The organism is Erythrobacter sp. JB2-19 (genome assembly GCF_057365005.1).
The window spans coordinates 2,187,607-2,213,968 of record NZ_CP200290.1 but is presented as its reverse complement, the minus strand read 5'-3'; the positions used below and the strand labels follow the sequence as shown (position 1 = coordinate 2,213,968).

The window sequence follows — 26,362 nt, the reverse complement described above, 5'->3', positions numbered from 1 at the left end:
CGGCGCTAGGTCACAAACCCAATATGACCAAACAGACAATCACAATTCGCCGCCCGGATGACTGGCACCTGCATTTTCGCGATGGCGAGATAATGGAGCAGGTTGTGCCTTATACCGCGCGCCAGTTTGGCCGCGCGATTGTGATGCCTAATCTCTCGCCGCCAGTTACTGATACGGCGAGCGGTGCGGCATACCGGGATCGGATTTTGGCGGCAGTGCCACAGGGCGTCAACTTCACGCCGCTGATGACCTGTTATCTAACCGATGGGACTGATCCGGCAGACCTAGCACGCGGGGCGGCAGAGGGCGTGTTCACCGCCGCGAAGCTCTATCCCGCCAATGCCACGACCAATTCCGCCCACGGGGTCAGCGATGTGGCGAAGATCTATCCCGTGCTGGAGGCGATGGAGGCATCGGATGTTGTCCTGTGTGTCCATGGCGAGGTGACCGAAAGCCATATCGACGTGTTCGACCGCGAGGCGGAATTCATCGAACGCCACATGCGCAGCATCGTGCGCGACTTTCCCAAACTACGCGTTGTGTTTGAGCATATCACCACGTCCGATGCGGTGGATTTCGTGCTGGGCGAGGGCGATCAGGTCGCCGCGACCATCACGCCGCAGCACCTCCATATCAATCGCAACGCGATGCTTGTTGGCGGGATGCAGCCGCACAATTATTGCCTGCCGGTGGCAAAGCGCGAGGCGCATCGCCTGGCTCTGCGCAAAGCCGCTACCTCAGGCTCGCCGAAGTTTTTCCTGGGCACCGACAGCGCGCCGCATTTGCGCAGCGCAAAAGAAAGCTCCTGTGGTTGTGCCGGCATTTTTAACGCGCCATTCGCGCTGGAGAGCTATCTTGCCGTGTTTGAGGAAGAGGGCGCGCTGAAGCATTTCGAGGCCTTCGCCTCGCTCAATGGCCCGCGCTTTTACAAGCTGCCCGTCAGCGATGAGACCATGACTTTGCGGCGTGAGCCGATCATGGTTCCAGACTCGATCGAAATGGCGGGTGAGGAAATCGTACCCTTCCACGCCGGTGAGACGCTGAATTGGCGGATCGCTGAGTAGGGCGGGCTAAGCTGCCTTCGGAGCAGCGGCGCGGCGCGTGCGGGCGATCAGATCGCCAACAAAGATCGCGATGGCAATCCAGATCAGGATGAAACTGCCCAATTGGACCAGTTGCAGCTCCTGCTCGAACACGGTCAACCCAAGGATGAAGACAATCGTCGGCGCGAGATACTGGATAAACCCGAGCGTTGAATAGGCCATTCGCCGCGCTGCAATTGCAAACAGCAACAGCGGCACCGCAGTCACCACGCCTCCGGCCATGATAGCGAGGCTGAGACCCAAGTCTTGTCCAAAGGCAGACCCTGCCGGACTGCCAGCATACCACATAACGATGGCTGAGGCTGGGACCAGCAAGATCGCAGATTCGATGGTGAGGCCGGGCAGGGATGTGACCGCCACCTGTTTGCGGACCATGCCGTAAAAGGCGAAGCTCATCGCCAGGCTCAGGCTGATCCACAGCGTGGTGATGGCACCGGCCAGCAGCAGGGCGACTGCACTCGCTGCGATCGCCACCGCGAGCCATTGCCACCGGGTCAGGCGCTCACCCAAAAAGAGAGTGCCTAGCAGCACATTGATCAGCGGATTGAGGTAATAACCAAGGCTGGCGGCATACACCTGCCCCTCCTGAATGGCCCAGATATAAACCAACCAATTGATCGCGATCAGCGCCGCGCTCAAGAACAGCATGCCCACGGCCTTTGCGCTGCTGAGCGCGGCCTTGATGGCGGGAAACTGGCCGCGAACTCCAACAATGATCAGGCACAGCGGTACAGTCCAAATGATCCGCCAACCGACAAATTCAAACGCCGGAACGCTGGCGACCAGCATCAGATACAGCGGCAGGAAACCCCACATCAGATAGGCACCGAGCGCAGCGGGCAGACCAGACGGCGCCGGGTTTGGATCTGGGGCGTTCATAACTGGTTCGCCCCTAGTCCGGGTGCCGTTGCCGCGCAAGCAAAGCGGATCGGATAAGTGTTTGCATCATTTTACAACGCGCTGCGCAAAAACCTGCCAGAGTACTTGTGTTTTTGCAGATCATTCAGGTTTCATATCCTATAGATGAACATGCAAGCATGGGGCATGTGAGGTGCAGCGCGGTATCGCGTGGGGGCGCATCTCACACTCCGAAATGAACAGACTTGAGCCATTCCCACCAATGGCTCTGGCGTGGTCCGTTGCGGCTACGGAAAGCGCTCTCTTGCCACCCGGCTTGAGGGCGTTTTCATTTGTGACGGCATAATCTTCCGATTGGACGCACAAATGCCGAGTGGAAGGCGAAAATTAACCAAGATCAGCCATGGGGTGAAGATGCGCATATTCAGCCCTTCACCTGTCAAAAGCCGCTTGGCCAGTATCCTAATGCTGCTGCCTGGCGTGTTGGTGCTGTCGGCATGCGCCGGAGAGGTCGAGCCAAGAGAGAGCCCGGCGATGCCAGACCCGCTGATTGCCCGCGCGCTCAATGATCCACTGATGGTTGATCCAGACCTTGCTTATCGTAATCAGGCTGCGGCAGCACTCTCAACCGGCGCGGATCATGCTCTGCCAGTGCTGTCTGGCAATGCAGCGAAGGCGCGGCGAGTCCGCGATGAAATGCGGCTTGCATTGCTCGAAGATGGCACGATCCTTGACTTGCCAGATTCGGACGAAGACACGGAAGGCCTCTCGCTGTCAGGCATTGGCAGCGCAGAACAAATGGCGTTGACCCACGGCGTTCCTGAAGATTGCGCGAAGCAATTGCGCGCAGGCTTTATCTGGGCAGCGCGATTGGATGATGCGGCTAGCCTAATGCCATTTGGTCATGTCCGTGCGGCGGCCGGGGCGCAGCGAGGAAAATGCTCTATCCGCGCGGTTTCTTACCTAACGGCAGCCGAGGGCGAAGATGCGCTGCAATATCACTACAATCTGGCGCGGCGTGCGGAAATGGAAGCAAAGGTGTTTGCAGAGCCCGAACTGGCGCTAACCGCCGCTTCGGACGGTGCGCGCCTCGCGGTGAATATTCGCAATGGTAATGACGCGATGCGAGTCGTCGACCTGATCTATTGGAAAACGCCGCAATAGCAGCGCCTATCGCAGGCTCTTTGCGCTAATCCTTAAGCCCGATGGCGACATTGGCGCGCGGCTGCTCCATTTCTGTGCTCGCCACCGGATAGGCGCAGTAATCCGCCGCATAAAATGCCGCTGGGCGGTGGTTGCCGGACAGGCCAATCCCGCCAAATGGCTGAGACGATGAAGCGCCGTTGGTCGGGCGGTTCCAATTGATAATCCCGGCCCGGACATTGGCCCAGAACCGGCCAAAATCATCTGGACTGCCGCCAATCAGAGAGGCTGATAAGCCAAAGCGGGTGTTGTTTGCCTCCGCAATGGCGAGATCAAGATCTGGCACTTTGATCACTTGCAATATTGGGCCAAACATCTCGATATCCGGACGATCCTCGACCTCGGTTGTGTCGATAATACCCGGGGTCAGGAAAGGCTTCTTCGCGTCTGGGCGCTTTAAATGCGCGAGCGGTATGCCGCCCTGCGTAACCAACGCCAAAAAGCCTCGGTTCAGCTTATCTGCGATATCGTTGTCGATCACGCAACCCATGAAAGGCTGTGGATCAGCGAACGGCTCATCAACGATCAGCTTGCGGGTGAGCTTCAGCAGCTCCTCCATCATTGGATCGTACATGCTCTCGGTAATAATCAGCCGCCGCGCCGCCGTGCACCTTTGCCCAGCGGTGGTGAAGGCGCTTTGCACGATCAGCGAGGCTGCATCTGTAAGCAGCGGCGTATCGGCGACAACCAGAGGATTATTGCCGCCCATTTCCAACGCGACAATTTTGCCAGGGTTGGATGCGAGGCGGCGATTGATCGCAATGCCAACCTGCGCAGAGCCGGTGAACAGCACGCCGTCCACGCCGCCGTGGCCAACCAATGCTTTGCCTTCATCTGGCCCACCGACAACCATTTGTAGCACGTCCTCTGGAACGCCCGCAGCATGGAAGCAGTCGACCAAGGCTTGGCCAACAGCGGGGGTCTTTTCCGAAGGTTTGAATATGATCACATTGCCCGCGATCAGGGCGGGCACGATATGGCCATTGGGCAAATGTGCCGGGAAATTATACGGGCCCAGCACGGTCATCACGCCGTGAGGCTTGTGCCGAACGGCAGAGGTGCCTTGCAGCGCGCTGTCCAAGCGCTTGCGCCCTGTGCGCTCGCTATAGGCATTGGCCGAAATCTCGACCTTGTTCATCACCGCATCAACTTCGGTGCGCGCTTCCCACATGGGTTTGCCGGTTTCTTTGGCGATCAGGGTCGCCATGTCATCGGCGCGGGTCCGCATTTCGTTTACGAAACGGCGCATGGTCTCAATTCGCACAGCTAGCGGTGTTGCCGCCCATTCCGGCCATGCTCGCCGCGCGCGGCTTACCGCCTCATCAACGTCACTCGCTGCGCCGCTCCAGATTTCCTCGCCCGTGGCCGGCGCATATGATGTGTAGGTGCTATCAGTCACAGTGTAGACTTTTACTCACGTCCAGATTTTACTTTATCGCACCAAGTCAGGCTTTTCACATGCCCTTTCACACTGCGATACCCTGGCTTCCCCAAGCTCGTGACGTCAGTTAATTGCAATACACACGAAAAGATAGGGGGCAGGCGCATTTCAAGCACAGTACCGTTAGTCGAAGACAGGTGAAACTCATCAAAGCACGGGCCTTAGGGGCAATACGCATCGGGTAATCATGAATTTATAGTGGCTTGGTGGCGTCCGCGAAAACGTTGCCAATTGTTACTGGCCGGCCGGTCGTGGCGCTTCACCGTGGGCGCTTCCTATCTCGCGCAGCGCCGCAACTTTGGCGTGGAATGGCCCCCAGTCGTCACCTTCGTCGATCGCCGCCCAGATGGCTTCAACATCATCCACCAGCATGGTCTGCGCAGCCTCGCCTTGCCAATAGGAATGGCCGCTGCCGGTTGGTTGATAGCCCGCAAACGCCTCGGCCAGTTCGCCGTTGGCTCCGCGTCCGCCGCGATGCGCAAAGAAAAACGCGTCAGGCTGTGCGTTCTGCTCACGCATTGCCTTCTCGCAGGCCGCGATAAGTTGAGTGTCAGTCTCCGTCCCGCGTGGCTCAACGCCTAAGCGCCAGCACCATCGGCGCGCGACCGCTTCCATGTAGAGCTCGCCATAGCGATTGAGCGCCGCGATCAGCGGCTCACTTTCCGCGACCAGCCGCAAGGCAACCGCCAACTGCCCACAATTCCAATGCAAAGCCTCTGGCTGGCGGCCAAAGGCATAAAGCCCGCCTTGGTCGAAATAGGCCGCTGTGAAGCTCGGATCCCATGTTGGCAGCCAGCGCCACGGGCCATAATCGAAGCTCTCGCCCGTCACATTCATATTGTCGGTGTTGAGCACACCATGCACGAAGCCTGCGACCATATAGCTCGCGGCCAAATCCGCCATCCGCTCGACCACCTGGTGCATTAAGATGATCGCTGGCTCGGCACGGTTAGGCGCATCATCCGGCGGCATTGGCCCTGGGAAGTGATCCAGACAATAGCTGATAAGAGCCTGCATTTGCTCGGGTTCTTCATGGGCAAGCAGTCGCTGAAACGTGCCGATGCGGATGTGTGAATGCGACAGCCGCACCATCACTGCAGAGCGAGCGGGTGAAGGTTCATCATCGCGCCAGAGCTGTTCGCCAGTCTCAATCACCGAGAAGGTCTTCGATGTGTTAACACCCAGCGCCTCTAGCATTTCTGTCGCTAAAACCTCGCGCACTGCACCTTTCAGCGTCAGCCGCCCGTCGCCATTGCGACTGTAGGGGGTGGGGCCTGTGCCTTTGGTCCCTAGATCGAGCAGCCGGCCATCGCCGCTGCGCATTTGCGCGGCCAAAAACCCGCGGCCATCGCCGATGTCAGGATTGTAGTTGCGAAACTGGTGCCCGTGATACTTCAGCGCAAGCGGCTGATTCAGATTGCCCTCGAGCGGTCCAAACCGGGCGAAATGCGCAGTCCATTGATCCTCGCTCAGATCCGACAATCCAACCGCTGCCGCCCAGCGATCATTGCGAAAGCGTGTCTCTGTCTTGGGAAAGTCAGCGGGGCGCACCGGAGAGCCAAGCCAATCGGCCAGCGCGTCAATCGCAGGTTCGGGCCGATAATCGGCGGCTTGCGGTTCGGCTCTCATGCCGCGATAAGTGGGCGCAAGCAGCCAGCCGTGCAAGCGTCAGTTGGCAATAAAGACTGTATTTGAAGGATTAATGCCCGCTCATGGAGAGCCTTTATCAGGACCGCTACTGGACCAGCAGCGATGGTCTCACCCTGCATTACCGCGATTATGCTGGCCCTGATGGAGTTGGTAGCGACAACGCTCCCCCACCAATTGTGTGCATGCATGGCCTCACCCGCAATGCCCGCGATTTTGAAAGCTTGGCTGAGCATTTGGCGGCCACACACCGCGTGATCGTGCCGGAAATGCGCGGGCGAGGGATGAGCGATCATGCACCTGACTCCACCACTTACAGGCCCGTTACCTATGTCGCCGACGTGGAAAAGCTGCTGGATGAGGAGGGGATTGGGCGCTTCGTCGCCGTCGGCACCTCGATGGGCGGGCTGATGACGATGTTGATGGCCCGCAAAGATGCCAGCCGGATCGCGGCTGCTTTGCTGAATGATATAGGGCCAGAGATTGACCCGACGGGCCTGGAGCGGATCGGCGGTTATGTCGGACAGCAGCGCAGTTATCCCACATGGATGCACGCTGCGCGCTCGATGCAGAGCGTGCACAGCGCCGCCTTCCCCGACTATGACCTCGACCAATGGCTGGCGATGGCGAAGCGCACCATGGTGGTGAGCCAGAATGGACGGATCAGCTATGACTACGACATGGCGGTTGCAGAGCCGTTCAGTGAGCCGGGCAATGCCGCCCCGGCTGATTTGTGGCCCGCCTTTGAGGCGTTAAGCAGTGTGCCGATGGTGCTGGTGCGCGGTGAATTGTCTGACCTGCTGTCGGTGGAGACGGTATCCAAAATGGCAGCTAATCACCCGGCGATGACCTCCGTCACGGTGCCGCGTGTGGGCCATGCGCCCACGCTGGACGAGCCAGAGGCACGGGCTGCGATTGATGCTCTGCTGGGGCAAATTTCATGAGTAAAAAAGTGATTAAAAGCAGTGATGTACCGCGTATCCTTCATTGCCATTCAACATTTGCGCCCGGCGGCAAAGAACTGCGCGCGGCTGGCCTGATGAATGCCTTTGGCGGCAGGTTGAGGCATTCGATTGTCTCTGGCATGCCGGACCAGCTGGGCGCGAAGGACAACATCGCCAAAGACGTGGCTGTCGACTTTCCGAAAGATTTCCCATCGCTCACCGGCTGGCCATCGCCGTCGCGCTTGCAAAAGATAGCTCGCGCGATGCTGCCCTATGATCTTGTACTGACCTACAATTGGGGGGCGATGGATGTGGTGATGGCGCGCACCGCGTTCAGCAATGCGTTCGATTTGCCGCCGCTGATCCATCACGAGGATGGCTTTAACGAGGATGAGGCGAAGGAGCTGAAGACGCGGCGCAATTGGTACCGGCGGATTGGCTTGGGCAAGGCGGCAGGGCTGGTCGTCCCTTCGCGCACGTTGGAGAAAATCGCAGTCGAAGTTTGGGACCAGCCTGCCTCTCGCATCGTCCGCATCCCGAACGGTGTGGACACCTTGGCTTTTGCTAAGACGCCGCGTGCCGACGCGCTGCGCGTGGTGAAGCACAAAGGCGAGCAATGGGTCGGAACGCTCGCTGGACTTCGCCCGGTCAAACAGCTGGCGACGCTGGTTGAAGCGTTTTCCGGCCTGCCCGAAAACTGGCAGCTGGTGATCTTAGGCGAGGGGCCAGACAAAGACGCGATCCGCGCCGCCGCAGATAAGTTAGAGATCAGCCACCGCGTGCACCTGCCCGGAAAGGTGGCCGATCCGGCAAGCGCAGTCGGGTTGTTCGATATCTTCGCGCTATCCTCCAAGAGCGAGCAATTTCCATTGTCAGTGGTGGAGGCTATGGCCGCGGGAGTGCCCGTTGCTGCGCCCAATGTTGGCGATATTCGCAGCATTGTGAGCGAGGCCAATCATCCCTTTATCTGCATGCCGGGTAACGCGACTGCGCTCGGCCATATGCTCAAAGAACTGGCCGAAAATCCCGAATTGCGCAGCGAAATTGGCGAGGCAAACCGCAAGAAGGCGCTCGTTCAGTTTGACCGGACACGCATGATCGAAAGCTACCGCGCGCTCTATTCCAGCGCGATGGGGCGCGAGATTTAGACATTGAGAATCTCATTCGCTTAACCTGCGGTTCAACTCCAATCCGCTCAACTATGGGGACAGGCTGCAACGGCCATTGCGGTTGCCGCAATGCGCCCCTAAAAGCGCGGGCAGCATTAAGAACCAACGCATTTTGGAAAGGGCCCCCGTGGCGCTGAACCCTACTGACGGAAAATCTTCCAAAGACGATAAGGCAGCAAAGAAGGCGGCAGAAGACGAAGTCATTCTGCGCGAAATCGATGAAGCCGTTCGCAAGGATGATTTGGAGCAATTCGGCAAGAAATATGGCACCGTTCTGATCGGCGGTGTGACTGCGATTTTGCTCGCCTTTGGCGGCTATCTGTATTGGGATGGCCAGCAGGAAAAGGCGCGCGAAGAGCAATCAGAATTGCTGACTAGGGCGCTGGATCAGGCTGAAGCTGGAGAATTCGCTGCGGCAAGCGAAGTGGCATCGGAGCTGCCCGCTGATAGCGGCGCCGGTGCGCAGGCAAGCGCGCTGATGCTGCAAGCAAGCGCGGCATTGGAGCAAGGCGAGACTGCCAAAGCGGTTGAGCTGTTCGGTCAATTGGCCGGTGAGGCAGACGCGCCGCCTGCTTTGCGCGATCTTGCCACCATTCGCGAGGTCGCGAGCAATTTTGACGAGCGTGAGCCGGCTGATGTTATCGCCAAGCTCAGCGATTTGGCGGTGCCCGGCAATGCATTTTTTGGCAGTGCAGGTGAGCTGACTGCAATGGCACATATGAAGGCCGGCAATGATGCGGCCGCCGGCGCGATGTTCGCGGCGATTGCCAAGCAAGAAGGCGTGCCGGAAACACTGCAAGCCCGCGCCCGGCAAATGGCCGGTCTGCTGGGTGTGGACGCAATCGAAGATCCAGAAGAACTGCTCGTAGAAGAAGGCGTTTTGGATGCCGACGGAGCCCCAGTGGGCGCGCCTGCTGGCGCACCAACGGGGCCGTAAAGCGAATTGCAATAGGGTTGCAAACCTGGGGATACAGCGCGCGGATTTTCGCGGCACAAATGGTCTGATTGGACGAATGATGACGACGGTTAAACATACAACACGCATGGCTCTTTTTGGCGGCGCAATGGCTGCTGTACTTAGCGGTTGCGGCGGCGGCCTGTTTGGCGGCGGCGAAACAAAGGCGACCCCAACTATTGGTGCGCGCACTCCAATCCTTTCGCGGATTGAAAGCGGGGCGAGCGTTGATCCGACCTTGGCTCAAGTGACCGTGGTGCTGCCTCCGGCGCAGACGAACACCGAATGGGCGCAAGTTGGCGGCTCTGCAGCGAAATCATACGGGCACCTCACCTTGTCTGACACGCCGACGAAGGCCTGGACTGCGAAGATTGCTGGCGCGACCGACCGAGTGCGTCTTGCCGCAACCCCGGTTGTTGGCGGCGGCTCGCTGTTCGCGGTTGGATCTGACGGAGCGATCCACAGCTTTGATGCGAAGACCGGCGCTCAGCGTTGGGAAGTCGCGCCATCAATGGAAGACAATCTGCGCTCTGCGGCCTTTGGCGGCGGCGTCAGCTACGCTGGTGGCCGGGTCTATGCGACCAATGGCACCGGCGATGTAAAGGCATTGAATGCCGACACCGGCGAAGAGATTTGGAGCGTCAAACCCTCCGGCCCGCTGCGGGGATCGCCAACGATTGCCTTCGGCCAAGTCTATGTGATGACGCAGGACAACCAGGTGATCGCGCTTGATGCGAATTCCGGCGAGCTGCTGTGGAACGATTCGGGATCGGCAACGCAGGCCGGCGTGTTCGGCGTGGCTGCCCCTGCGGCTGGTCAAGGTACCGTGATCGCTGGCTATTCCAGTGGTGAATTGTCGGCCTATCGTTATGAGAATGGCCGCACTTTGTGGTCCGATGCGCTGTCGCGCACCAATATCTCGACTCAGGTTGGCTCGCTGACCGATATTGATGCCGATCCAATCATCGATTCAGGCCGCGTCTATGCGCTTGGCCAAGGCGGCCGGATGGCCGCGTATGAGCTGGTCACCGGACAGCGGATTTGGGAACTGAACCTGGCCGGTATTTCCACCCCGGCGATTGCGGGTGAGTGGATCTTCACACTGACCGATGACGCGCGCCTCCTGGCGATTGCGCGCTCAACTGGGCGCGTGCGATGGATCACCCAGCTGCAAAGCTTCCGCAATGAGGAAAAGAAGAAAGACGCGATCTTTTGGACCGGCCCGGTTTTGGCCGGCGGTCAATTGTGGGTCGCAAGCTCTCGCGGTGCGCTTTACCGGGTCAGCAGCGGTGAGGGCTCAGCTCAGACTTTTGCGGAGCTCAAAGACCCAGTCAGCCTGCCGCCTATCGTAGCCGATAACATGCTGTATTTGCTTGACGACAGCGGCACAATCCACGCTTGGCGGTAAGCGGCAACGTCGCATACCAGCGGCAAGCAAATTAACCATTTGAGGCGCGCTGTTCCTGTCCGGGACGGCGCGCTCAATCTATCGAAGCTGTTAACCCATTCGCGCTAGGGCCGAAGCTCTATGAGTGCGACCACACGCAATACCGGCGATAGTGCCATGACACAGGCCAAAGTTTTGCCTACCAGCGACGTATCCGCTGGCGTGGGGCTGGCCGGCCTGCTGGGCCTGTTCGTATGGCTGCTGTTTTGCCGCACTTACCCGATCACCGCTGAATTTCTCGACCTTCCCGGTCAGCGCGATGTGTTGTCTGGTCCCTATGCTGCGCTGACTGCCATGCTGTTCACCGCCGGACCAATGGCGATTTGGTCAATCTTGGTTGATCGCGTGCATTTGCGCCCTTCGACCGGGCTTGATTGGTCGAGCAAACGTTCGGTGGCCGACGTTATTGATGTTTCGGTTGTCAAAATCGCCGGGCTGTGGGCAACCTGGGCCATTATCGGCGGTCTGTATTGCCTCGCTCGGTGGTATTGGAGCGGCCAATATCTCTTTGCGATGGAGGTGCTGGCATTCGCTGCAATCCCGCTGTTTGTGCTGTCTGTGCCCTATGTGATCTGGCTGGATCGCTACATGGTCAATCCGCGCGACGGCGCATGGCATTTTGGAGCGATGCTGATCGGGCGTGAGGCGTCTGACCTTGAGCAGGTCAAAAAGCACTGGCGTGCGTGGGTCATCAAAGGATTCTTCGGGGCCTTTATGATCTCCATTCTGCCGGGCGGCTGGGCACAGATTGTTGAGGCAGATCTTGCCGCGATTGTCAGCAATCCGGTGGAGCTGGGCCTAATCCTGATCGCCCTGCTGTTTGTGATCGACGTGCAGATCGGCACGGTTGGCTATCTCTTCACCATGCGGCCGCTGGATGCGCATATCCGCTCTGGCAATCCGTTTCTGGCGGGCTGGCTGGCGGCATTGATCTGCTATCCGCCGTTTGTGTGGGGCATTATCGGTAATGGCCAGGTGCTCAGCTATGAACACAATGTCGCAGGTTGGGGGCATTGGTTCGATGGCAATTCGGCAATGCTGTGGGCTTGGGCAGTATGGCTGGTCTTCCTTACCGGAATCTACGCCTGGGCGACGGTCGCGTTTGGCATTCGCTTTTCCAATCTGACCTATCGCGGCGTGCTGACCAATGGGCCGTATCGTTTTACCCGGCATCCGGCGTATCTCAGCAAGAACCTTTTCTGGTGGTGCTCTGTCATGCCGTTTCTGGTCACCAATGGATCGATGACCGATGCGATCCGCAACACGTTCTTCCTGCTGGCGGTGAACGCGATCTATTATTGGCGTGCACGCACGGAGGAGGCGCATCTGCTGGCCGAGGATCCGAAATACCGTGAATATTACGATTGGATGGAAGAGCACGGGGTCATTACCTCGCGCCTTGCAAAGCTGAAACGTTTTGCTCTTCGCCGTGGTCGGCGCGATGTTAGCGATGCTGTCGCGGAACCCGCGGAGTAGCCACTAAATCAGTGAACTGCCCTCGTCAGACTGGTATTTGACCACCTCGTTGACTTTCACGTCGAGCGACGCAATCGCAGCTTGAAACTCGGCCATATGCGGGGTCTGAAAATGGGCAGTGAGCGCGGCGTCATCTTGCCATTTTTCAACGATGCGCATCACGCTGGGATCGAGGATGTCGAGCGCATAGGAATATTCGATGCAGCCTTCCTCCGCGTTGGAGGCCGTTACCATTGCTGCAAGGGCATCGCGTGCGGCATCAATCGCGCCGTTTCCGACTGTGGCTTTACCGATGACTATCAGCATGATGAATTCCTTAGTTGAGGGGTAGCGTTAGAAGCTGTGTTCGTAGACGCGGGTGATGTCGCCGTTCCACTCGCCGTGATACAGATCGAGCAGGCGCTGGGCTGGCACTTTCCCACTGGCGACGATTTCGTCGAGTGTTTCGAGGAAACCGGTTTCATTGTCACCGCTGGAATTGAGCGCCGCACGGGATTTGAGGCCCTGCCGGGCAATCGCCAGAACATCGCGGCCCAGATCCTGCATCGTTCCTTTTCCGCCAGGCAGCGGGGTGTCGAGCGCCAATTTTGGTGCACCATCACGCAGAGCTGCGCGCTCTTCCATCGACCAGTCTTTGACCAGATCCCATGCAGCATCCAGCGCTCCTTGATCGTACAGCAAGCCGACCCAAAACGCGGGCAGGGCGCAAATACGGCTCCATGGGCCGCCATCTGCGCCGCGCATTTCAAGGAAGCTCTTCAGGCGCACTTCTGGGAATGCGGTGGAGAGATGGTCCCACCAATCGCTTTGCGTCGGGCGCTCACCGGGCAGCGCCGGCAGTTTACCGTCTAGAAAATCGCGGAAGGACTGGCCCGCCGCATCGATATATTGGCCGTCGCGGAACACGAAATACATCGGCACATCGAGCATATATTCCGCCCAGCGCTCATAGCCAAAGCCGTCCTCAAACACGAATGGCAGCATGCCGGTGCGATGCGGATCGGTATCGGACCAGATATGGCTGCGATAGGACAGGTATCCGTTAGGTTTGCCCTCGGTGAATGGCGAGTTTGCAAACAGCGCCGTCGCCAACGGTTGCAACGCCAGACCGGTGCGGAATTTCTGCGCCATATCCGCCTCTGACGAATAGTCGAGATTGACTTGAATGGTGCAGGTTCTCAGCATCATATCGAGGCCAAGATTGCCGACTTTCGGCATGTGCCGCATCATGATGCCATAGCGGCCCTTAGGCATCACGGGCAGTTCCTCGCGGGTCTTATCCGCCCACATGCCAAGGCCGAGGAACCCAACGCCGCAGCGCTCGCCCACTTCCTTAACTTGCTCTAGGTGACGGCCCGTTTCCGTGCAGGTCTGGTGCAGATTGCTCAGCGGTGCGCCTGATAATTCCAGCTGTCCAGCAGGCTCCAGGCTGACTGCGCCATCTTCGCCTTTCAGCGCGATGACATTGCCATTTTCCTCAACCGGTTCCCAGCCGAACTCCCGCATATTCATCAGCATGTCACGGATGCCGCAGGGTTCATCATAGGACGGCGCGCGGAAATCGTCGCGCTTGAAGACCAGTTTCTCGTGCTCGGTGCCGATCCGCCAATCGTTTTTTGGCTTCTCCCCTCCAAGCATTGGGGCAACCAATTGGTCGATGGATTCGATGATGGGGTCGTGTTCCCCACTGGCCTCGCGCGTGCTCATGCGAGTTGCCTTAGAAAACCCGATTGCCGCTGGGAAGATAAAATTGAGTTTTGTGCAAGCAAGTCATTCTACATCGTTCCAGTCACCGGCCTCCGCCATCCACACTGATAGCGCTGCGATTGCGGCGGTTTCTCCGCGCAAAATGCGCGGGCCTAGACTGATCGCTTTGGCCTGTGGGTGGGTGCGAATGGTCTCGCGCTCGGTATCGTCAAACCCGCCTTCTGGACCGATTAGGATGGCGGCTGGCCCCTCGGTGTAGACGAAGGCATCGGCCGCCAATTCACCGCCCATTTCATCGGCAAAGAACAGCGCGCGATCCGATGGCCAATCGCGCAGCATCGGCTCCAGTTTCATCGGTGCGTATAATTCGGGCAGGGCGGTGCGAGTGCATTGTTCCGCCGCCTCAATCGTGAGTGCCCGCGCCCGGTCCAGGTTTAGCTTATCTGCGACGCAGCGACGCGTAATAACCGGCTGGATCCGCGCCGCGCCCAGCTCTGTCGCTTTCTCCAGCACGATGTCGAAACGGTCTTTCTTCAGCAGCGCCGGGCACAGCCAGAGATCTGGCACGTCCTCACGCTCGCTCAGCTGCTCGGCCACTTCCAGTGTAACATCGCGTTTGCCAGCATTTACGACTCGTGCGGCCCATTCACCGGTCACATTGTCGCACAGGATCACCGCCTCGCCTGCGGCCACACGCATGACCCGGGCGAGGTAGTGGCCCTGATTGCCATCCAGCCTTAACATCGCTCCGACGGAAAGCGTGTCCTCCACGAACAGGCGCGGCGCGCTGCGCGGTGGCCAAGCGGGGGTTTTCGGATCATGTGTTGATGCCATAATCAGCGCATTAGACGAGCGGATGAAGGCCCGCTAGGGGGTGAGTATGACTGCAAGGACGACCCAATATCTTATCGGCGCTGTGTTCGCCGTACTGGGCGGTTGGGCGCTGCTCTTTCCCCAGTCTGTGATCGATCTGGCCGTGAGGTCCGAATTTCAAAGCGATGACTATTTGGCGACATTCGCCATGGCATGTTTCGGCGCGCAGGCCTGCCTGTTTGCATTGGTCGCTTTCACAGCCATTTTCACAAAGCGGACTTTCCTGGCGTATGGGATCGCGCTGCTGCCCTTCTTCGTGTTCAATTACTGGTTCTATTTCAAGGTGCCGCTGCTGACAGAGGTTGGTTTGATCGATTTTGCGGGCAATTCCATCATGCTGGCGCTGTGTTGGCACGGGTGGAGAACGGCTGAAGCATGAGCGAGCAGATCGTCCCTGATAGCGAGCGCAATAGTATCTCGGGCAGCCTAATTGCCCGCATGCCGCAATTGCCGCGTGATCTGGCGCAGCTGGCGCGTTTTGACCGACCAATCGGCTGGTGGCTTTTATTCTGGCCGTGCGTGTTTGGCGTTTGGCTGGCCGGGGCGGGGGCGCAGTTTGCGCTGATCGGATGGATGTTGCTCGGCGCGGTTGCGATGCGCGGCGCGGGCTGTGTCTACAACGATATTGTCGATGCTGATCTGGATAAGCAGGTTGAGCGTACGGCTCTGCGCCCGGTGGCGAGTGGCCGCATTTCAAAAAGGGCAGCATTGGCCTGGCTGATCGCACTGTGTCTGGTTGGGCTTGTAGTGCTGCTTCAACTGAGGTTTGAGGCGCAAATGGTGGCCTTGGCCAGTCTTGCTCTGGTCGCGGCCTACCCATTTATGAAGCGGATTACATGGTGGCCGCAGGCGTGGCTGGGCATGGTGTTTACCTGGGGCCTGCTGGTTGGTTGGGTCAACCTGCGCCTTGACAATTGGGACATGCTGGCCGCCGTCTATGCGGGTTGCATTGCCTGGGTGATCGGATTCGATACGATCTATGCCTTGCAAGACCGGGAGGACGATGCGCTTGTCGGCATCCGCTCGTCCGCGCTGCGCATGGGTGCAAGGGTTAGGGGCGGGGTCGCAGGATTTTACGCTGCTACCATCGTGCTGTGGGCGCTCGGGTTCTGGCTGTACCGACCCGACTGGATTGCCTTGCTCGCCCTGCTTCCCGTCGCGCTCCATCTGCTGTGGCAGGTCTCCACCCTCGATCCCAATGATCCCGACAATCCGCTGGCCCGGTTTCGCTCCAATCGCTGGGCTGGCGCTTTGATGGCGGCGGCTTGCTTTGTGGTCGGCAATGCCTGAGGCGCGCACGTAATGTGCAACCTCTACCGTATGACTAAGCCCAAGGATGAGCTCGCCGATTGGTTCGTCGCAATCGAAGCTTTGGGCGGCGCGAACTTTGTCAGCGAAGTCTATCCCGGATATCCAGGTGCGGTGGTGGCCGAGGGGAAGCTCACGCAGATGAGCTGGGGTTTCCCATTGGTGATGAAGGGCAAGAGCGGCCAACCGTTAAAGCCCAAGCCGGTGAACAATGCCCGCCAAGATAAGCTCAAAAGCACTTTCTGGCGGGCATCGTTTGAAGAGCGCCGCTGTCTTATCCCGGTCACGGCGTGGGCGGAGGCACAAGGGGCCAAAGGGGCGATGACGCGCACGTGGATGTCTCTGCCCAATAGCGAGCTGTTCGCCTGTGCGGGCCTGTGGCGGCCCAGCGATCAGTGGGGCAATTGCTACTCCATGGTGATGACCGACAGCGCCGGACCCGCCGCAGCGGTGCACAGCCGAATGCCTGTGTTGCTGAGGCCCGAAGACTACACTGTCTGGCTGTCCGGTTCTCCGGCGGAGGCTTTTGACCTTTGCCGGGCTTGGAATGGGGCGATTACTATCGACCACACGGATGAGAGCTGGACTCGGAAGGTGGGCGGCGGGGGCGCTGTATCTAGGCCCACACAATCGAGCCTGTTCTGACGGTTGGACGGCGGGCCAAACATCGGTTCGCGCAGCATTGGCTCGTTCATGACGCAGCCTCCGCTGCATAGCTGACCACTTCAAACTCGATCCCGTCCCAGTCGAAAAAATAGAACCTTTTTCCAGGCTCATAATCATCATGGCCAAAGGGTTTGAGGCCAACATCCACGACCACTTTCTCCGCTGCATCCAGATCATCCACCATCAGGCCAACATGATTTAATGGTTGCCCCTTGGAGTAATCGCCGGTCACATGATCGCCGGTGTAAAGCGCCAGATAGGTCTGGCCATTTTCGGGGTCGCCAACGTGGATCGTGCGGCCATATTTTTGGCTGGGGCCGCGCCACCGTTCGCGCCAACCGAGCAATTGCTTAAACAGATCGGCGCTGCGTTCGGGATCCGTTACCGAGAGATTGGCGTGTTCAATTTGTCCTTTTGGCATGAATGCCTCCTATTGATATGGGCGTATGCGGCCGTGGTTTTTGCGGGTGATGGGGGTGCCGACTGCGCCAATGCAGCGACATCCGAATCACTGAACTTCACAATTCTGCAACCTCAAGCTAAGTTGAGGTCAAGCTATTTTGAGAAGGGTTGAATATGACCGGTCAAACAAGCGCCAAGGCGCTGCGCAAAAGCGATCTGATCCCAATCGGCGAGATGGCGCGCCGCACAGGCCTGTCGGTGTCAGCGATCCGGTTTTATGAGGAGCGAGGGCTGGTGGAGCCGATCCGGACCAGCGGCAATCAGCGCCGCTTTCTGCGCTCTGACATTCGCCGCCTGAGCTTCATTCTGATCGCTCAGCAATTGGGCCTGGCGTTAGGGGACATTGAGCATCAGCTTGCAAAATTGCCGATGGGGCGCACACCGAATGCGCGCGATTGGAATGCGATCAGTAAGTCCATTCGCGCTGAGCTGGATGCCAAGATCGCTCAGCTAGAGCGGACGCGCGATACGCTGGATGGCTGTATTGGCTGCGGCTGCTTGAGCCTGAAGAAATGCGAGCTCTACAATCGCGGCGATCACTTGGCCGCGAGGGGGCCGGGGCCGCGTCAGGTGCTGGGTTAAATGCGAAATTCGGCTAACGACCCATTAGCCGAGTTTGGAGGAATGTTGAATAAGACGCAGGTGACTAGGAATTTCTCCAGCCCATACGCTAGCCGCGCCGAAAGCCTGAGATCTAAGCGTCCTGATCTCATCGGGACATTGTTTCTTTATGGGAGCGACAAAGAAGGGAAAAGGTATCCGTCCTTTCCTGGTTGGGGCTGTCCTTGCGCCGTTGACCGAACAGAACCTGTCGCCCTCTTTGATGGTTGGCCTTTACTCGGCGAGCCGCTTGAGCCTGGGGATGTGCGTGAAAAAATTGGCTTTGTGTTCCTCACCAAAGAAGGCGCAGAGGCTATGCGAAACGCAGAAAAGTTCTATCTCTGGGAAGGCCTAGTTGTGGGAGAGTTCTCAAATTATAGGTAAGGCACGCTTCCCCCCAGTTGCTGACATTGTATCCCTGATGCATATCGGACGCATGCGGAATTATGGTCTTTTGAGTTCAATGGGTCTTGCAGCAATTGCGGTTGGTGGGCTTTGGTGGTCGCAAAACCGGTCTCTCAATGCTGAGGAACATCTTCTGTTCTCAAAGCTTGATGCTGCGCTAGTCCATGAACCGCCCAGAGCGGTTGATGTAATCGAAGCATTCGATCTACCCGATGAGTGCCGCGAAGAGAATTGCTACTTTCGAGACCAGAATTTCGGTGGCCTTGGTGTTGAGCGAGGGAACCTTAGGCATGGCCCGGAAAACTTGATCCTCGTTTTGGAAGGCTTCGATAACAAGTGCATCAGATCGGATCGTGTCAGATCATACTATCATACTAGCGAACCGACACCTTCCTGTTTCGACGCAGTGTGCTGGTACACAGAGGCACAGCACTCCTGGGGAATTCTGACCTTTGAGGTTGAAGAACCCAATTCTCTCTGTGTGTCGTCGGCCGTGATAAACTCAAATCCGGAACATCGCCCAAGATCTTAACGGACCTTCCGCTTTTACCCCCAAAATACGTCCTAAAACTCCGGCCCGAGGTCCGGGTCTAGATCGCGCGGGCGGGCGAAATGGACCAGCGTCGCGCAGTGCTTTTTCAGGTCTGACCAATCGTCAATCGCGCATTCGAGCACGGCATAGGTCGCGGTTGGAAATTTCACCGAGGCTTCTTTGAACAGGTCGTTCTCGCGCGCAGGAGAAACGAGGTCGAACAGCACTTCTTGCAGGCCGGGATTGTGTCCGGAGATGAGCACTTTGTCATGTGCAGCGCCGTGTTCCTCGACCACTTCCAAAATGGTTTCAGAGCTGGCGAGATAGAGCCGGTCGTCAAACACAGGCTCAAGCGTGGGGAGTGAAACCTCAATCGTGCGTTTGACCCGCTCCGCTGGGCTGGCGATCAGGGCGTCCCACGCGATCCCGTGGCCCTTGATATGCGCACCGATCACACCTGCGCCCTTGCGCCCGCGATCATTGAGCGTGCGGTCAAAATCACGCTTGGCCATGTCGTCCCAATCAGACTTTGCATGGCGGAGTAGCCCGAGCAGTTTCATGGGTTCCTCTCAACACGGCAATCACGCCTGTGTAAAGCAATTGCGCGTCGCTCGTGGGCCTTGCCTCAGGAAATTCGTACTCGCATTCGTATGCGGGGCTTCAGCCGAACGGGATGTAGTCGTCGCCAATATCATCGGAAGCTGGGGAGGGTGCCGCCTCGGTCGCAGTGTCGCCGCTCGGTGCGCCGGCTTTGATCCGCTCCAATGCCTCGTCCAATGTCAGGCGGGTAACAGGGGTGCCTTCGGGAAAGGCGCTTAGCAGGCGGCTGGGGAAGGCAGCGGAGAGCACAACGAAGTGGCCCGCATCATCCTTGCCCCGGATTAGGCGGCCGAAGGCCTGGGCCAGACGTGCGCGGATGATCCGGTCGTCATATTTGCTCCCCTGTCCGGCGGCTCGACGGGCTTTGTGCAAGATGTCAGGCCGTGGCCATGGCACTTGCTCCATTACCACACACCTGAGGGAGCGCCCTGGTACGTCCACGCCATCGCGCAGGGCATCTGTGCCGAGCAGGCTGGCGCGCGGATCATCGCGAAAGATATCGACCAAAGTGCCGGTGTCTATCGGGTCGACATGCTGAGCATAGATCGGCAGGCCAGCGCGGGCGAGCCGGTCCGCAATGCGGCCATGCACTGCGCGCATTCGGCGGATCGCGGTAAACAGGCCAAGCACGCCGCCATCCGATGCCTCGATCAGTTTTGAGTACGCACCGGCAAGCCCCGGCAAATCGCCTTTCTTGATGTCGGTGACGATCAAGACTTCGGCGCGGTTGGCATAGTCAAACGGGCTGGTCGCCGCCGACATCAGCGGCTCGCTCTCGATATAATCCGCGCCAGACCGGGCGATGGCGGGCGCCCATGCCTCTGTGTCGCTCGCCTCTTCGCCGACCCGGTCGGTCAGCGTCGCACTGGTCAGCATAACGCCGTGCGCAGGCTCCAACACGGTCTTGGCAAAGGGCTTCATCGGGTCCAGCCAGCGCCGATGAATGCCAATGTCGAACTCGCGCGCATCGCTGCGTTCGACCGACAGCCAATCGACGAATTCGGGGTCGGCTGGTCCGCCCAGCCGCTCCAGCAAAGCCGCCCATGCGCCGAGCAGATCCACCCGCCAGCTTAAGGAGAAACGCGCGCCTTCGATCCGCTGGCGACCTTGTCCATCGAGCCAGTCGGGCGGGTCGGCCATGATCGCCTCCAGCCGCGTGCCCAACTTGATCAGCGGAGTGCGAATGTTCGCTAGCACCTCGCTTGCAACTCCGGCGGCCTCGATCAATTCGCCCGGGAGGCCCGAAGCCTCGGTCTCAATCCCATAGCCCGCATCAACCCCGCCGCTTTCATCGCGCGCATAGGTTGCCGCGCGCACTTGAGCGAGCAAAGCCTCCAGCGGGCCGGAGGGTTCGCTTTCATTAAGGCGTTGGAGCCAGCCATCAGCGGGTAACAAAGTCGCCGCCTCCACCGCGTCTTCAATCGCGATGCCGCCTTCGTCATCATAGCTGGCGACATCGGCAAGGCGAGCGGACAGACCGCGCCTGCGCCCTCGATTCTTGCGTTCGGGGCCCAGGATCCAGCGGCGCAGCTCAATCGCCTCCTGCCCGGACAATATGGCGGCGAAGGTTGAATCCGCCGCCTCAAACACATGGTGCCCCTCGTCAAAGACGATGCGTGTGGGGCGCATGGCGTGATCGCGGCCGCGCGCGGCATTGACCATGACCAGCGCATGGTTGGCGATGACGAGATCGGCCTGCGCGCTGTTGCGGCTGGCGCGTTCAATGAAGCATTTGCGGTAGTGCGGGCACCCGGCATAGACGCATTCACCGCGCTGATCGGTCAGGGCCGCAATCCCGCGCTTACGGAACAATGTGCCGAGCCAACCAGGCAAATCTCCGCCGATCATATCGCCGTCTTGGCTGAAGGCGGCCCAACGCCCAACCAATTGCGCCAGAATTGCTGGCCTGCCGGAAAACCCGCCTTGCAGTGCATCCTCCAGATTGAGCAGGCAAAGGTAATTCTCGCGCCCCTTGCGCACCACGACGGGCGGGGTTCCGTCAGGACGTTTTGCGGGCCATGCGCGCCGGCTTTCGCTGCGCAATTGCCGCTGCAGGTTTTTGGTAAAGGTAGAGACCCAAACGGTTCCGCCTGCTGCGCCTGCCCAAAGGGAAGCTGGCGCGAGGTAACCCAAAGTTTTGCCGATGCCGGTGCCCGCCTGGGCCAGCGCCAGATGTGGGACCTCACGCTTGTCGCGCGGGGAGAAAATGCGCGCTGCATCTTTTGCGTAAGCCTGTTGGCCCTCGCGTTGTTCGGAGCCTTCGCCGGTTAGCTGATCGAGCTGCTCAAGCACTGCCTCTGCAGGTAGATCGACCTGACGCGGCGGCGCGCGCTCGGCGGTTTCCTCCCATTCGGGCAGCTTTGCGAACAACCATTTTTCCGCCTTTTGCGGGCGCGCAATATGCGGCTTGATCACACCTGCCCATTGCCAACGCAGTCGCTCCAGCGATTGCAAAACGCTCCACGCGCCTTCGCGCTCAAACCATTCGGGATCCTCGCAAGCGGCGATCAAAGCGGCTCCGGCGATCTGCAAGAATGCGGGCACATCTTCGTCGCCCGCTGGCTCTTCGATTTCCAATGCCTGGGCGAGCCCGCGCGGGGTTGGCACGCAAAACCGCGCCGGATGCACAAATGCGAACAGTTCTAGCAGGTCGAGGCCGGACAGATCGGGATAACCCAGCCGATTGGCGACCAGCGGCGCGTTGAGGATCAGCACTGGCGTGTCAGCCGCGGCCATGATCGCATCGCCTTTTGACACTGCCCCTGTCTCACCACCGGGCGAGCGCAACCAATTGCCGGAGTGGCTTGCATGCAAAGCTGGCAGGCTAAGCGGGGTGGGGGTGTCGGAGGTCACGGATCAGAGAAATGTCTGAGCAAGAACGGAAAGTAAATGTGCGGGCCTCAGGCTCGCCACAGTTTTGCGTCTTGCGGGCCAAATATATACAAACCTCTTAGGTTGGCCGCAAAGTGGCGAAGCATCGGCTTAAGCCACAGCCTTCATGATTTGCAGACCGCGTTCGTAGACCGCACCAACCACTCGGTCACGTCCGTCATTCTTCGCGCAATAGAGAGCCTGATCGGCGCATTGCATCGCGTCCTGCACGCCGTCCTTGCCCACGCGCACGTGGAAACCGACGCTGGCGGTCACTTTTGCGCGGGCGAGGTAGCCGTCAAACTCCAGCTCTGAAATGGCTTTCCGAGCGGACAGAGCCAGCGATGAAACGCCCCGCGCGTGCTGCTCATCAATCAGTACGACAAACTCTTCTCCGCCGACCCGAAAGACATAGCCGAATCCGTCGAACAGGCTGCTGAGCCGTTTACCAACCGCGCGCAGCACATCATCGCCGCCATCATGACCGAACCGGTCATTGATCCTTTTAAAATGATCCAGGTCGATCACCATCACCGCGCCGAAGGACCGGCGACCGGCCTTATCGAGCGCGATCTTTCGATCAAGCTTGCGGCGATTGCCAAGCATGGTGAGAGGATCAATCTCGCCCTCTTCAACCCGGTCAAGGACCATATCGTATCCAATCATCATGACCAGCACGATTCCGAGCAACATTCCCATCAGCGCGCTGGCCGATTGGAAGATCAGATTGAGTCCTTCGTAAAAGGCGATCATCTCATCCGGCGTCTCGCCAATCGGGTTAAGGCCGACCGCGACCGTGCGTCCCGCATAGGAGAGCGCGGCGGCCAAAATCGTGAAAAACGCGATCACATCGACCAGTGATTTTTTGCGGTACTGCCACAGCTGAGGTAGCGCAGCAGCGATGATCGTGGCGCAGGCTCCCTGTACGAATACTCCGCGCAGCCAGTTTGGCGGTGTCCATGCCATGCCGGGCATGACGTAAATCGCGCCAAAGATCGTCAGTGCAATCGCGAAATTCGTGGTTCTGCGGCCATGGCGCGATAGGAACGCCTGGGTCATGATTAGCAGTGGCAGGTAATGAGTTGCGACTGCATACCAGCCGAGCCATTCGCTGCCTGTGGGATCGCGGTAACCATCGACCAGGATCGAGGTGAAGGCGACGAAAAAACCCAGGGCTGCCCAGCGCGCAGCAACGAGCCGGCGCTCGGCAAAACCGATCACCGCCAGAGCCAGCGTGAACAACAGATACATCGCTGGGATCAGAATGAAGAATGCACTCGTTCCCGACATGGCAACATGCATAAGCCTGTTTCGTTGCGAAGATGCCCAGCTATCGTGGTAAATTGGAGGTTACTGCGGTGAAAATTGTTGCTGGGAAGGGGTGTGTTTTGTCGGCCTGTCCTACATGCGAAGATCGCTGTAATCCTGCGTGCTTAGACCAGTAACTGCCTCCGCTAAGGCGGGCACAGATTCCCTGGAGCGGCGCGAAACATGCAAAAGTCACACATTTTGAACACGCGATGCTTGAAAATAGCTTGTTTTCATGGGGTTGTATCAAAAGTCACATTTTTGGAATTTGCAAATGTGTTCCAAGCCCTGCACGTCAAACTGCACAATCGCTTGCGTTGTCTGGCGCCATCCTCATATGCGGGCGTGCTATGACAGATACTGTACTTCAAGACGCCGCTCGTTCCTCCAAGGCTTGGCCATTTCAAGAGGCTCAACGCCTCGCCAAACGGCTGAGGAATGGCAAACCAAACGGCGAGCCAGTGCTGTTTGAAACGGGCTATGGGCCGTCAGGCTTGCCGCATATCGGCACGTTTCAGGAGGTGCTGCGCACCACCTTCGTGCGGCGCGCATACGAGGCGCTGACCGGGCAGGCGACGCGGCTGATCGCGTTCTCAGACGATATGGACGGCCTGCGCAAGGTGCCTGACAATCTGCCCAATCAGGCGATGCTGACCGAGCATTTGGGTAAGCCACTGTCGCGGATTCCCGATCCGTTTGAGAAGTATGAGAGCTTTGCCCACCATAACAATGCGATGCTGCGTGCGTTTCTGGACCGATTCGGGTTTGAGTACGAGTTTGTGGCTGCCTCTGACCGATATAGCAGCGGCGCGTTTGACGATGCGTTGAAGAACGTGCTGGCGCACAATCAGGATATTCTCGACATCATGTTGCCGACCTTGCGGGCAGAGCGTGCGGCGACCTATTCGCCGATCATGCCGATCAGTCCGACGACTGGCGTGGTATTGCAAGTGCCAGTCGAAGTGGTCGATGCGGAGGCGGGGCTGATCCGCTTCACGGATGAAGACGGCAGCGTGATTGAGCAAAGCGCGTTGGGCGGCAAAGCCAAGCTGCAATGGAAGGTCGACTTTGCCATGCGCTGGGTCGCACAAGGCGTCGACTATGAGATGTACGGCAAGGACTTGACCGACACAGGCGTGCAATCGGGCAAGATTGCGCGCGTGCTGGGCGGGAACAAGCCAGAAGGGCTGATCTACGAGCTGTTTCTCGACGAGAATGGCGAGAAGATCTCGAAGTCCAAAGGCAATGGCCTGACGATTGAGCAATGGCTGGAATATGGGACGGAGGAGAGCCTCGGCTTCTACATCTTCCCCAATCCCAAGAGCGCCAAGCAGCTGCACGTTGGAGTGATCCCGCGCGCGGTCGACGACTATTGGCAGTTCCGTGAACGTCTGGCCGAACAGCCTCTGGACAAACAGCTCGGCAATCCGGCGTGGCATTTGCTGCGCGCGACTGAGAGCCTCTCGGCTGCCGATGCGCCGGGTGCAGGCGACACCGTGCCGGTGACGTTCGGCTTGCTGCTGAACCTTGCCAGCGTGCTGGGCGCAGAGGCAAGCGCGCAAAACGTTGCGGAATATCTCGAAAGCTATCTGGGCGAACCTGTTGCGAACCCGGCGATTGATGCGATGATCGATGCCGCAGTTGCTTACACGCGCGACTTCATCGTGCCGACGCTGAACAAGCGCGCGCCATCGGCGAATGAGGCTGAGGCCTTGAGGGCGCTCGACGAGGCTTTGGCCGCAGCGGCTAAGGGTAGCAGCGCGGAAGACTTACAGACCAGCGTCTATGAGATCGGTAAACGCGAAGAGTTCGGGTTTGAGAACCTACGCGATTGGTTTCGGGCCTTGTATGAGACGCTGCTGGGCAGTGAGCAGGGGCCGCGCATGGGCAGCTTTATCGCGCTGTATGGGATAGAGAACAGTCGCAAGCTGATCGCAGAGGCTCTGGCGCGTTCTTGAGCCGGCCATAGCCACCCGCACCCTCCGCACTTCCGCCCGGATTGTGTTCCGGTAGGTTCTGGGTGGCTAGGCGTTACATTAAGACGTCTTTCCTACTTCCAAGTGCGTGTGCGATACCATTTGGTGATGATGTACTTGGAGCCTTTGGTCACAGGGGTTCCCGCGTGCATTGTCCCTTCGTTCGGACTGCCATCAGCTAATGCGTTGTTCCACAGCAGCAGGACGCCGGGCTTTGGCTCAATCCTCAAACCGGCTTCGGTGAAGTGTGTCTCTCCCCCTCCTCGACCGTGTTGAGGAAAACCATCGACGTCCAGCTGCGCTGACCGCCGCGCTTACGCTCGTTCTGCCAGTACGGCTCCGAGCTGTAGAACCAATCGTTATGCGGCTTGAACTGTTGGCCTTCGAGGTAGCGCTGGCCTTGAATCGCTTCGCCGATTTCCGGCTTTAAGCCTATAAGGTCATCGATCCTTCGGCTAATCCCTTTGACGAAGCTGTCATAGGGATCAAGATCGCCGGAATAAGAGGTGCGAAACCCGCTGGCATAGTCTTGCTCATGCAGTGCCGAAGGCCGGGCGATCATGTCGATCATCATGCACAGGCGGTCGCATTCCGCCTTCGTCAGAAAATCGCCGACAGCAAACAGTTCGAGTTTGTCGGTCTCGATTGGGTAAACGCCAGGATCGGAAGCCAAGCGCTGGCGAACGCTTTCGCCAACTCGTTTAAGGGCGTCTTGATCGGGAATGGTGCTTGCTAGTGTCATTGCTTTGCTCGTTCGTGAAACGGCTATTTGCCAGCCAATGCCACACAAGAAAACCCCCGCTGGCATTGC

General features: G+C 58.8%; 24 protein-coding genes. 12 read left to right on the top strand and 12 right to left on the bottom strand.

The window, feature by feature from the left end; genetic code table 11:
* The first annotated feature begins 23 nt into the window (after positions 1-23).
* Entirely contained in the window at positions 24-1,064 is a 1,041-nt protein-coding gene (pyrC, locus tag AC0V6O_RS10610; protein ID WP_486143857.1) for a dihydroorotase, read from the top strand.
* A 6-nt stretch (positions 1,065-1,070) separates the two neighbouring features.
* Here the strand turns inward: pyrC and rarD are convergent, their stop codons facing one another.
* The gene (gene rarD / locus AC0V6O_RS10605; RefSeq protein WP_472639245.1) at positions 1,071-1,982 is read right to left on the bottom strand and encodes an EamA family transporter RarD; all 912 of its coding nucleotides are present in this window, start codon (positions 1,980-1,982) and stop codon (positions 1,071-1,073) included.
* Between the two features lie 444 nt (positions 1,983-2,426).
* Here rarD and AC0V6O_RS10600 point away from each other — a divergent pair, with 444 nt between their 5' ends.
* Complete coding sequence (locus tag AC0V6O_RS10600; RefSeq protein WP_486143855.1) at positions 2,427-3,125, top strand: hypothetical protein; 699 nt, start codon at positions 2,427-2,429, stop codon at positions 3,123-3,125.
* Between the two features lie 25 nt (positions 3,126-3,150).
* Here AC0V6O_RS10600 and astD read toward each other — a convergent pair whose 3' ends face one another.
* Together astD and AC0V6O_RS10590 are read right to left on the bottom strand one after the other, a co-directional pair.
* Entirely contained in the window at positions 3,151-4,563 is a 1,413-nt protein-coding gene (gene astD, locus AC0V6O_RS10595) for a succinylglutamate-semialdehyde dehydrogenase (protein WP_486143853.1), read from the bottom strand.
* 276 nt (positions 4,564-4,839) lie between these two features.
* Positions 4,840-6,234: a protein adenylyltransferase SelO family protein gene (locus tag AC0V6O_RS10590; RefSeq protein WP_486143851.1), complete on the bottom strand. Its 1,395-nt coding sequence runs from the start codon at positions 6,232-6,234 to the stop codon at positions 4,840-4,842.
* Between the two features lie 83 nt (positions 6,235-6,317).
* Between AC0V6O_RS10590 and AC0V6O_RS10585 the strand changes: the two genes are divergently transcribed.
* The 5 genes from AC0V6O_RS10585 (at position 6,318) to AC0V6O_RS10565 (ending at position 12,243) form a co-directional block, all read left to right on the top strand.
* Positions 6,318-7,196, top strand: coding sequence for an alpha/beta fold hydrolase (locus AC0V6O_RS10585; RefSeq protein WP_486143849.1), 879 nt, complete (start codon positions 6,318-6,320; stop codon positions 7,194-7,196).
* Positions 7,193-8,344, top strand: a complete 1,152-nt coding sequence (locus AC0V6O_RS10580; RefSeq protein ID WP_486143847.1) for a glycosyltransferase — start codon at positions 7,193-7,195, stop codon at positions 8,342-8,344. The genes AC0V6O_RS10585 and AC0V6O_RS10580 overlap by 4 nt, the downstream gene beginning before the upstream one ends.
* Before the next feature lie 148 nt (positions 8,345-8,492).
* The gene (locus AC0V6O_RS10575) at positions 8,493-9,302 is read left to right on the top strand and encodes a tetratricopeptide repeat protein (protein WP_486143845.1); all 810 of its coding nucleotides are present in this window, start codon (positions 8,493-8,495) and stop codon (positions 9,300-9,302) included.
* Positions 9,303-9,378: 76 nt separating this feature from the next.
* On the top strand, positions 9,379-10,728 hold the full coding sequence (locus AC0V6O_RS10570) for an outer membrane protein assembly factor BamB family protein (RefSeq protein ID WP_486143843.1): 1,350 nt from the start codon (positions 9,379-9,381) through the stop codon (positions 10,726-10,728).
* Positions 10,729-10,848: 120 nt separating this feature from the next.
* Positions 10,849-12,243 carry a methyltransferase family protein gene (locus tag AC0V6O_RS10565; RefSeq protein ID WP_486143841.1) on the top strand — a complete coding sequence of 465 codons (1,395 nt, stop codon included), beginning with the start codon at positions 10,849-10,851 and terminating at the stop codon, positions 12,241-12,243.
* 3 nt (positions 12,244-12,246) lie between these two features.
* Here AC0V6O_RS10565 and AC0V6O_RS10560 read toward each other — a convergent pair whose 3' ends face one another.
* From AC0V6O_RS10560 to AC0V6O_RS10550, 3 genes are all read right to left on the bottom strand, one after another.
* Complete coding sequence (locus AC0V6O_RS10560; protein WP_486143839.1) at positions 12,247-12,549, bottom strand: putative quinol monooxygenase; 303 nt, start codon at positions 12,547-12,549, stop codon at positions 12,247-12,249.
* A gap of 27 nt (positions 12,550-12,576) precedes the next feature.
* Positions 12,577-13,950: a glutamate--cysteine ligase gene (locus AC0V6O_RS10555; protein ID WP_486143837.1), complete on the bottom strand. Its 1,374-nt coding sequence runs from the start codon at positions 13,948-13,950 to the stop codon at positions 12,577-12,579.
* 63 nt (positions 13,951-14,013) lie between these two features.
* Entirely contained in the window at positions 14,014-14,784 is a 771-nt protein-coding gene (locus tag AC0V6O_RS10550; protein WP_486143835.1) for a 16S rRNA (uracil(1498)-N(3))-methyltransferase, read from the bottom strand.
* Positions 14,785-14,830: 46 nt separating this feature from the next.
* Between AC0V6O_RS10550 and AC0V6O_RS10545 the strand changes: the two genes are divergently transcribed.
* The 3 genes from AC0V6O_RS10545 to AC0V6O_RS10535 are packed head-to-tail and all read left to right on the top strand — an operon-like array spanning position 14,831 to position 16,776.
* Positions 14,831-15,202 carry a hypothetical protein gene (locus tag AC0V6O_RS10545; RefSeq protein ID WP_486143833.1) on the top strand — a complete coding sequence of 124 codons (372 nt, stop codon included), beginning with the start codon at positions 14,831-14,833 and terminating at the stop codon, positions 15,200-15,202.
* Complete coding sequence (ubiA, locus tag AC0V6O_RS10540) at positions 15,199-16,113, top strand: 4-hydroxybenzoate octaprenyltransferase (RefSeq protein ID WP_486143831.1); 915 nt, start codon at positions 15,199-15,201, stop codon at positions 16,111-16,113. The genes AC0V6O_RS10545 and ubiA overlap by 4 nt, the downstream gene beginning before the upstream one ends.
* Before the next feature lie 12 nt (positions 16,114-16,125).
* On the top strand, positions 16,126-16,776 hold the full coding sequence (locus AC0V6O_RS10535) for an SOS response-associated peptidase (protein ID WP_486143829.1): 651 nt from the start codon (positions 16,126-16,128) through the stop codon (positions 16,774-16,776).
* Positions 16,777-16,822: 46 nt separating this feature from the next.
* Here AC0V6O_RS10535 and AC0V6O_RS10530 read toward each other — a convergent pair whose 3' ends face one another.
* A complete protein-coding gene (locus AC0V6O_RS10530; RefSeq protein ID WP_486143827.1) occupies positions 16,823-17,218 on the bottom strand; it encodes a VOC family protein in 396 nt (131 codons plus the stop codon).
* A gap of 155 nt (positions 17,219-17,373) precedes the next feature.
* Between AC0V6O_RS10530 and soxR the strand changes: the two genes are divergently transcribed.
* Positions 17,374-17,841, top strand: a complete 468-nt coding sequence (soxR, locus tag AC0V6O_RS10525; protein WP_486143825.1) for a redox-sensitive transcriptional activator SoxR — start codon at positions 17,374-17,376, stop codon at positions 17,839-17,841.
* 987 nt (positions 17,842-18,828) lie between these two features.
* On the opposite strand, the gene AC0V6O_RS10520 is transcribed toward soxR, so the two are convergent.
* From AC0V6O_RS10520 to AC0V6O_RS10510, 3 genes are all read right to left on the bottom strand, one after another.
* The gene (locus AC0V6O_RS10520; protein ID WP_486143823.1) at positions 18,829-19,356 is read right to left on the bottom strand and encodes a SixA phosphatase family protein; all 528 of its coding nucleotides are present in this window, start codon (positions 19,354-19,356) and stop codon (positions 18,829-18,831) included.
* A 100-nt stretch (positions 19,357-19,456) separates the two neighbouring features.
* Complete coding sequence (locus tag AC0V6O_RS10515; protein WP_486145587.1) at positions 19,457-22,132, bottom strand: ATP-dependent DNA helicase; 2,676 nt, start codon at positions 22,130-22,132, stop codon at positions 19,457-19,459.
* A gap of 246 nt (positions 22,133-22,378) precedes the next feature.
* Positions 22,379-23,557: a GGDEF domain-containing protein gene (locus tag AC0V6O_RS10510; protein ID WP_486143821.1), complete on the bottom strand. Its 1,179-nt coding sequence runs from the start codon at positions 23,555-23,557 to the stop codon at positions 22,379-22,381.
* Between the two features lie 368 nt (positions 23,558-23,925).
* On the opposite strand from AC0V6O_RS10510, the gene AC0V6O_RS10505 reads away from it, so the two are divergent.
* Positions 23,926-25,533 carry a lysine--tRNA ligase gene (locus AC0V6O_RS10505; protein ID WP_486143819.1) on the top strand — a complete coding sequence of 536 codons (1,608 nt, stop codon included), beginning with the start codon at positions 23,926-23,928 and terminating at the stop codon, positions 25,531-25,533.
* A gap of 92 nt (positions 25,534-25,625) precedes the next feature.
* Here the strand turns inward: AC0V6O_RS10505 and AC0V6O_RS10500 are convergent, their stop codons facing one another.
* Both AC0V6O_RS10500 and AC0V6O_RS10495 read right to left on the bottom strand, forming a co-directional pair.
* On the bottom strand, positions 25,626-25,781 hold the full coding sequence (locus AC0V6O_RS10500) for a 2OG-Fe(II) oxygenase family protein (protein ID WP_472639223.1): 156 nt from the start codon (positions 25,779-25,781) through the stop codon (positions 25,626-25,628).
* Positions 25,778-26,293, bottom strand: coding sequence for a prolyl 4-hydroxylase family protein (locus AC0V6O_RS10495; RefSeq protein WP_472639222.1), 516 nt, complete (start codon positions 26,291-26,293; stop codon positions 25,778-25,780). Before AC0V6O_RS10495 ends, AC0V6O_RS10500 begins: the two co-directional genes overlap by 4 nt.
* Positions 26,294-26,362 lie beyond the last annotated feature (69 nt).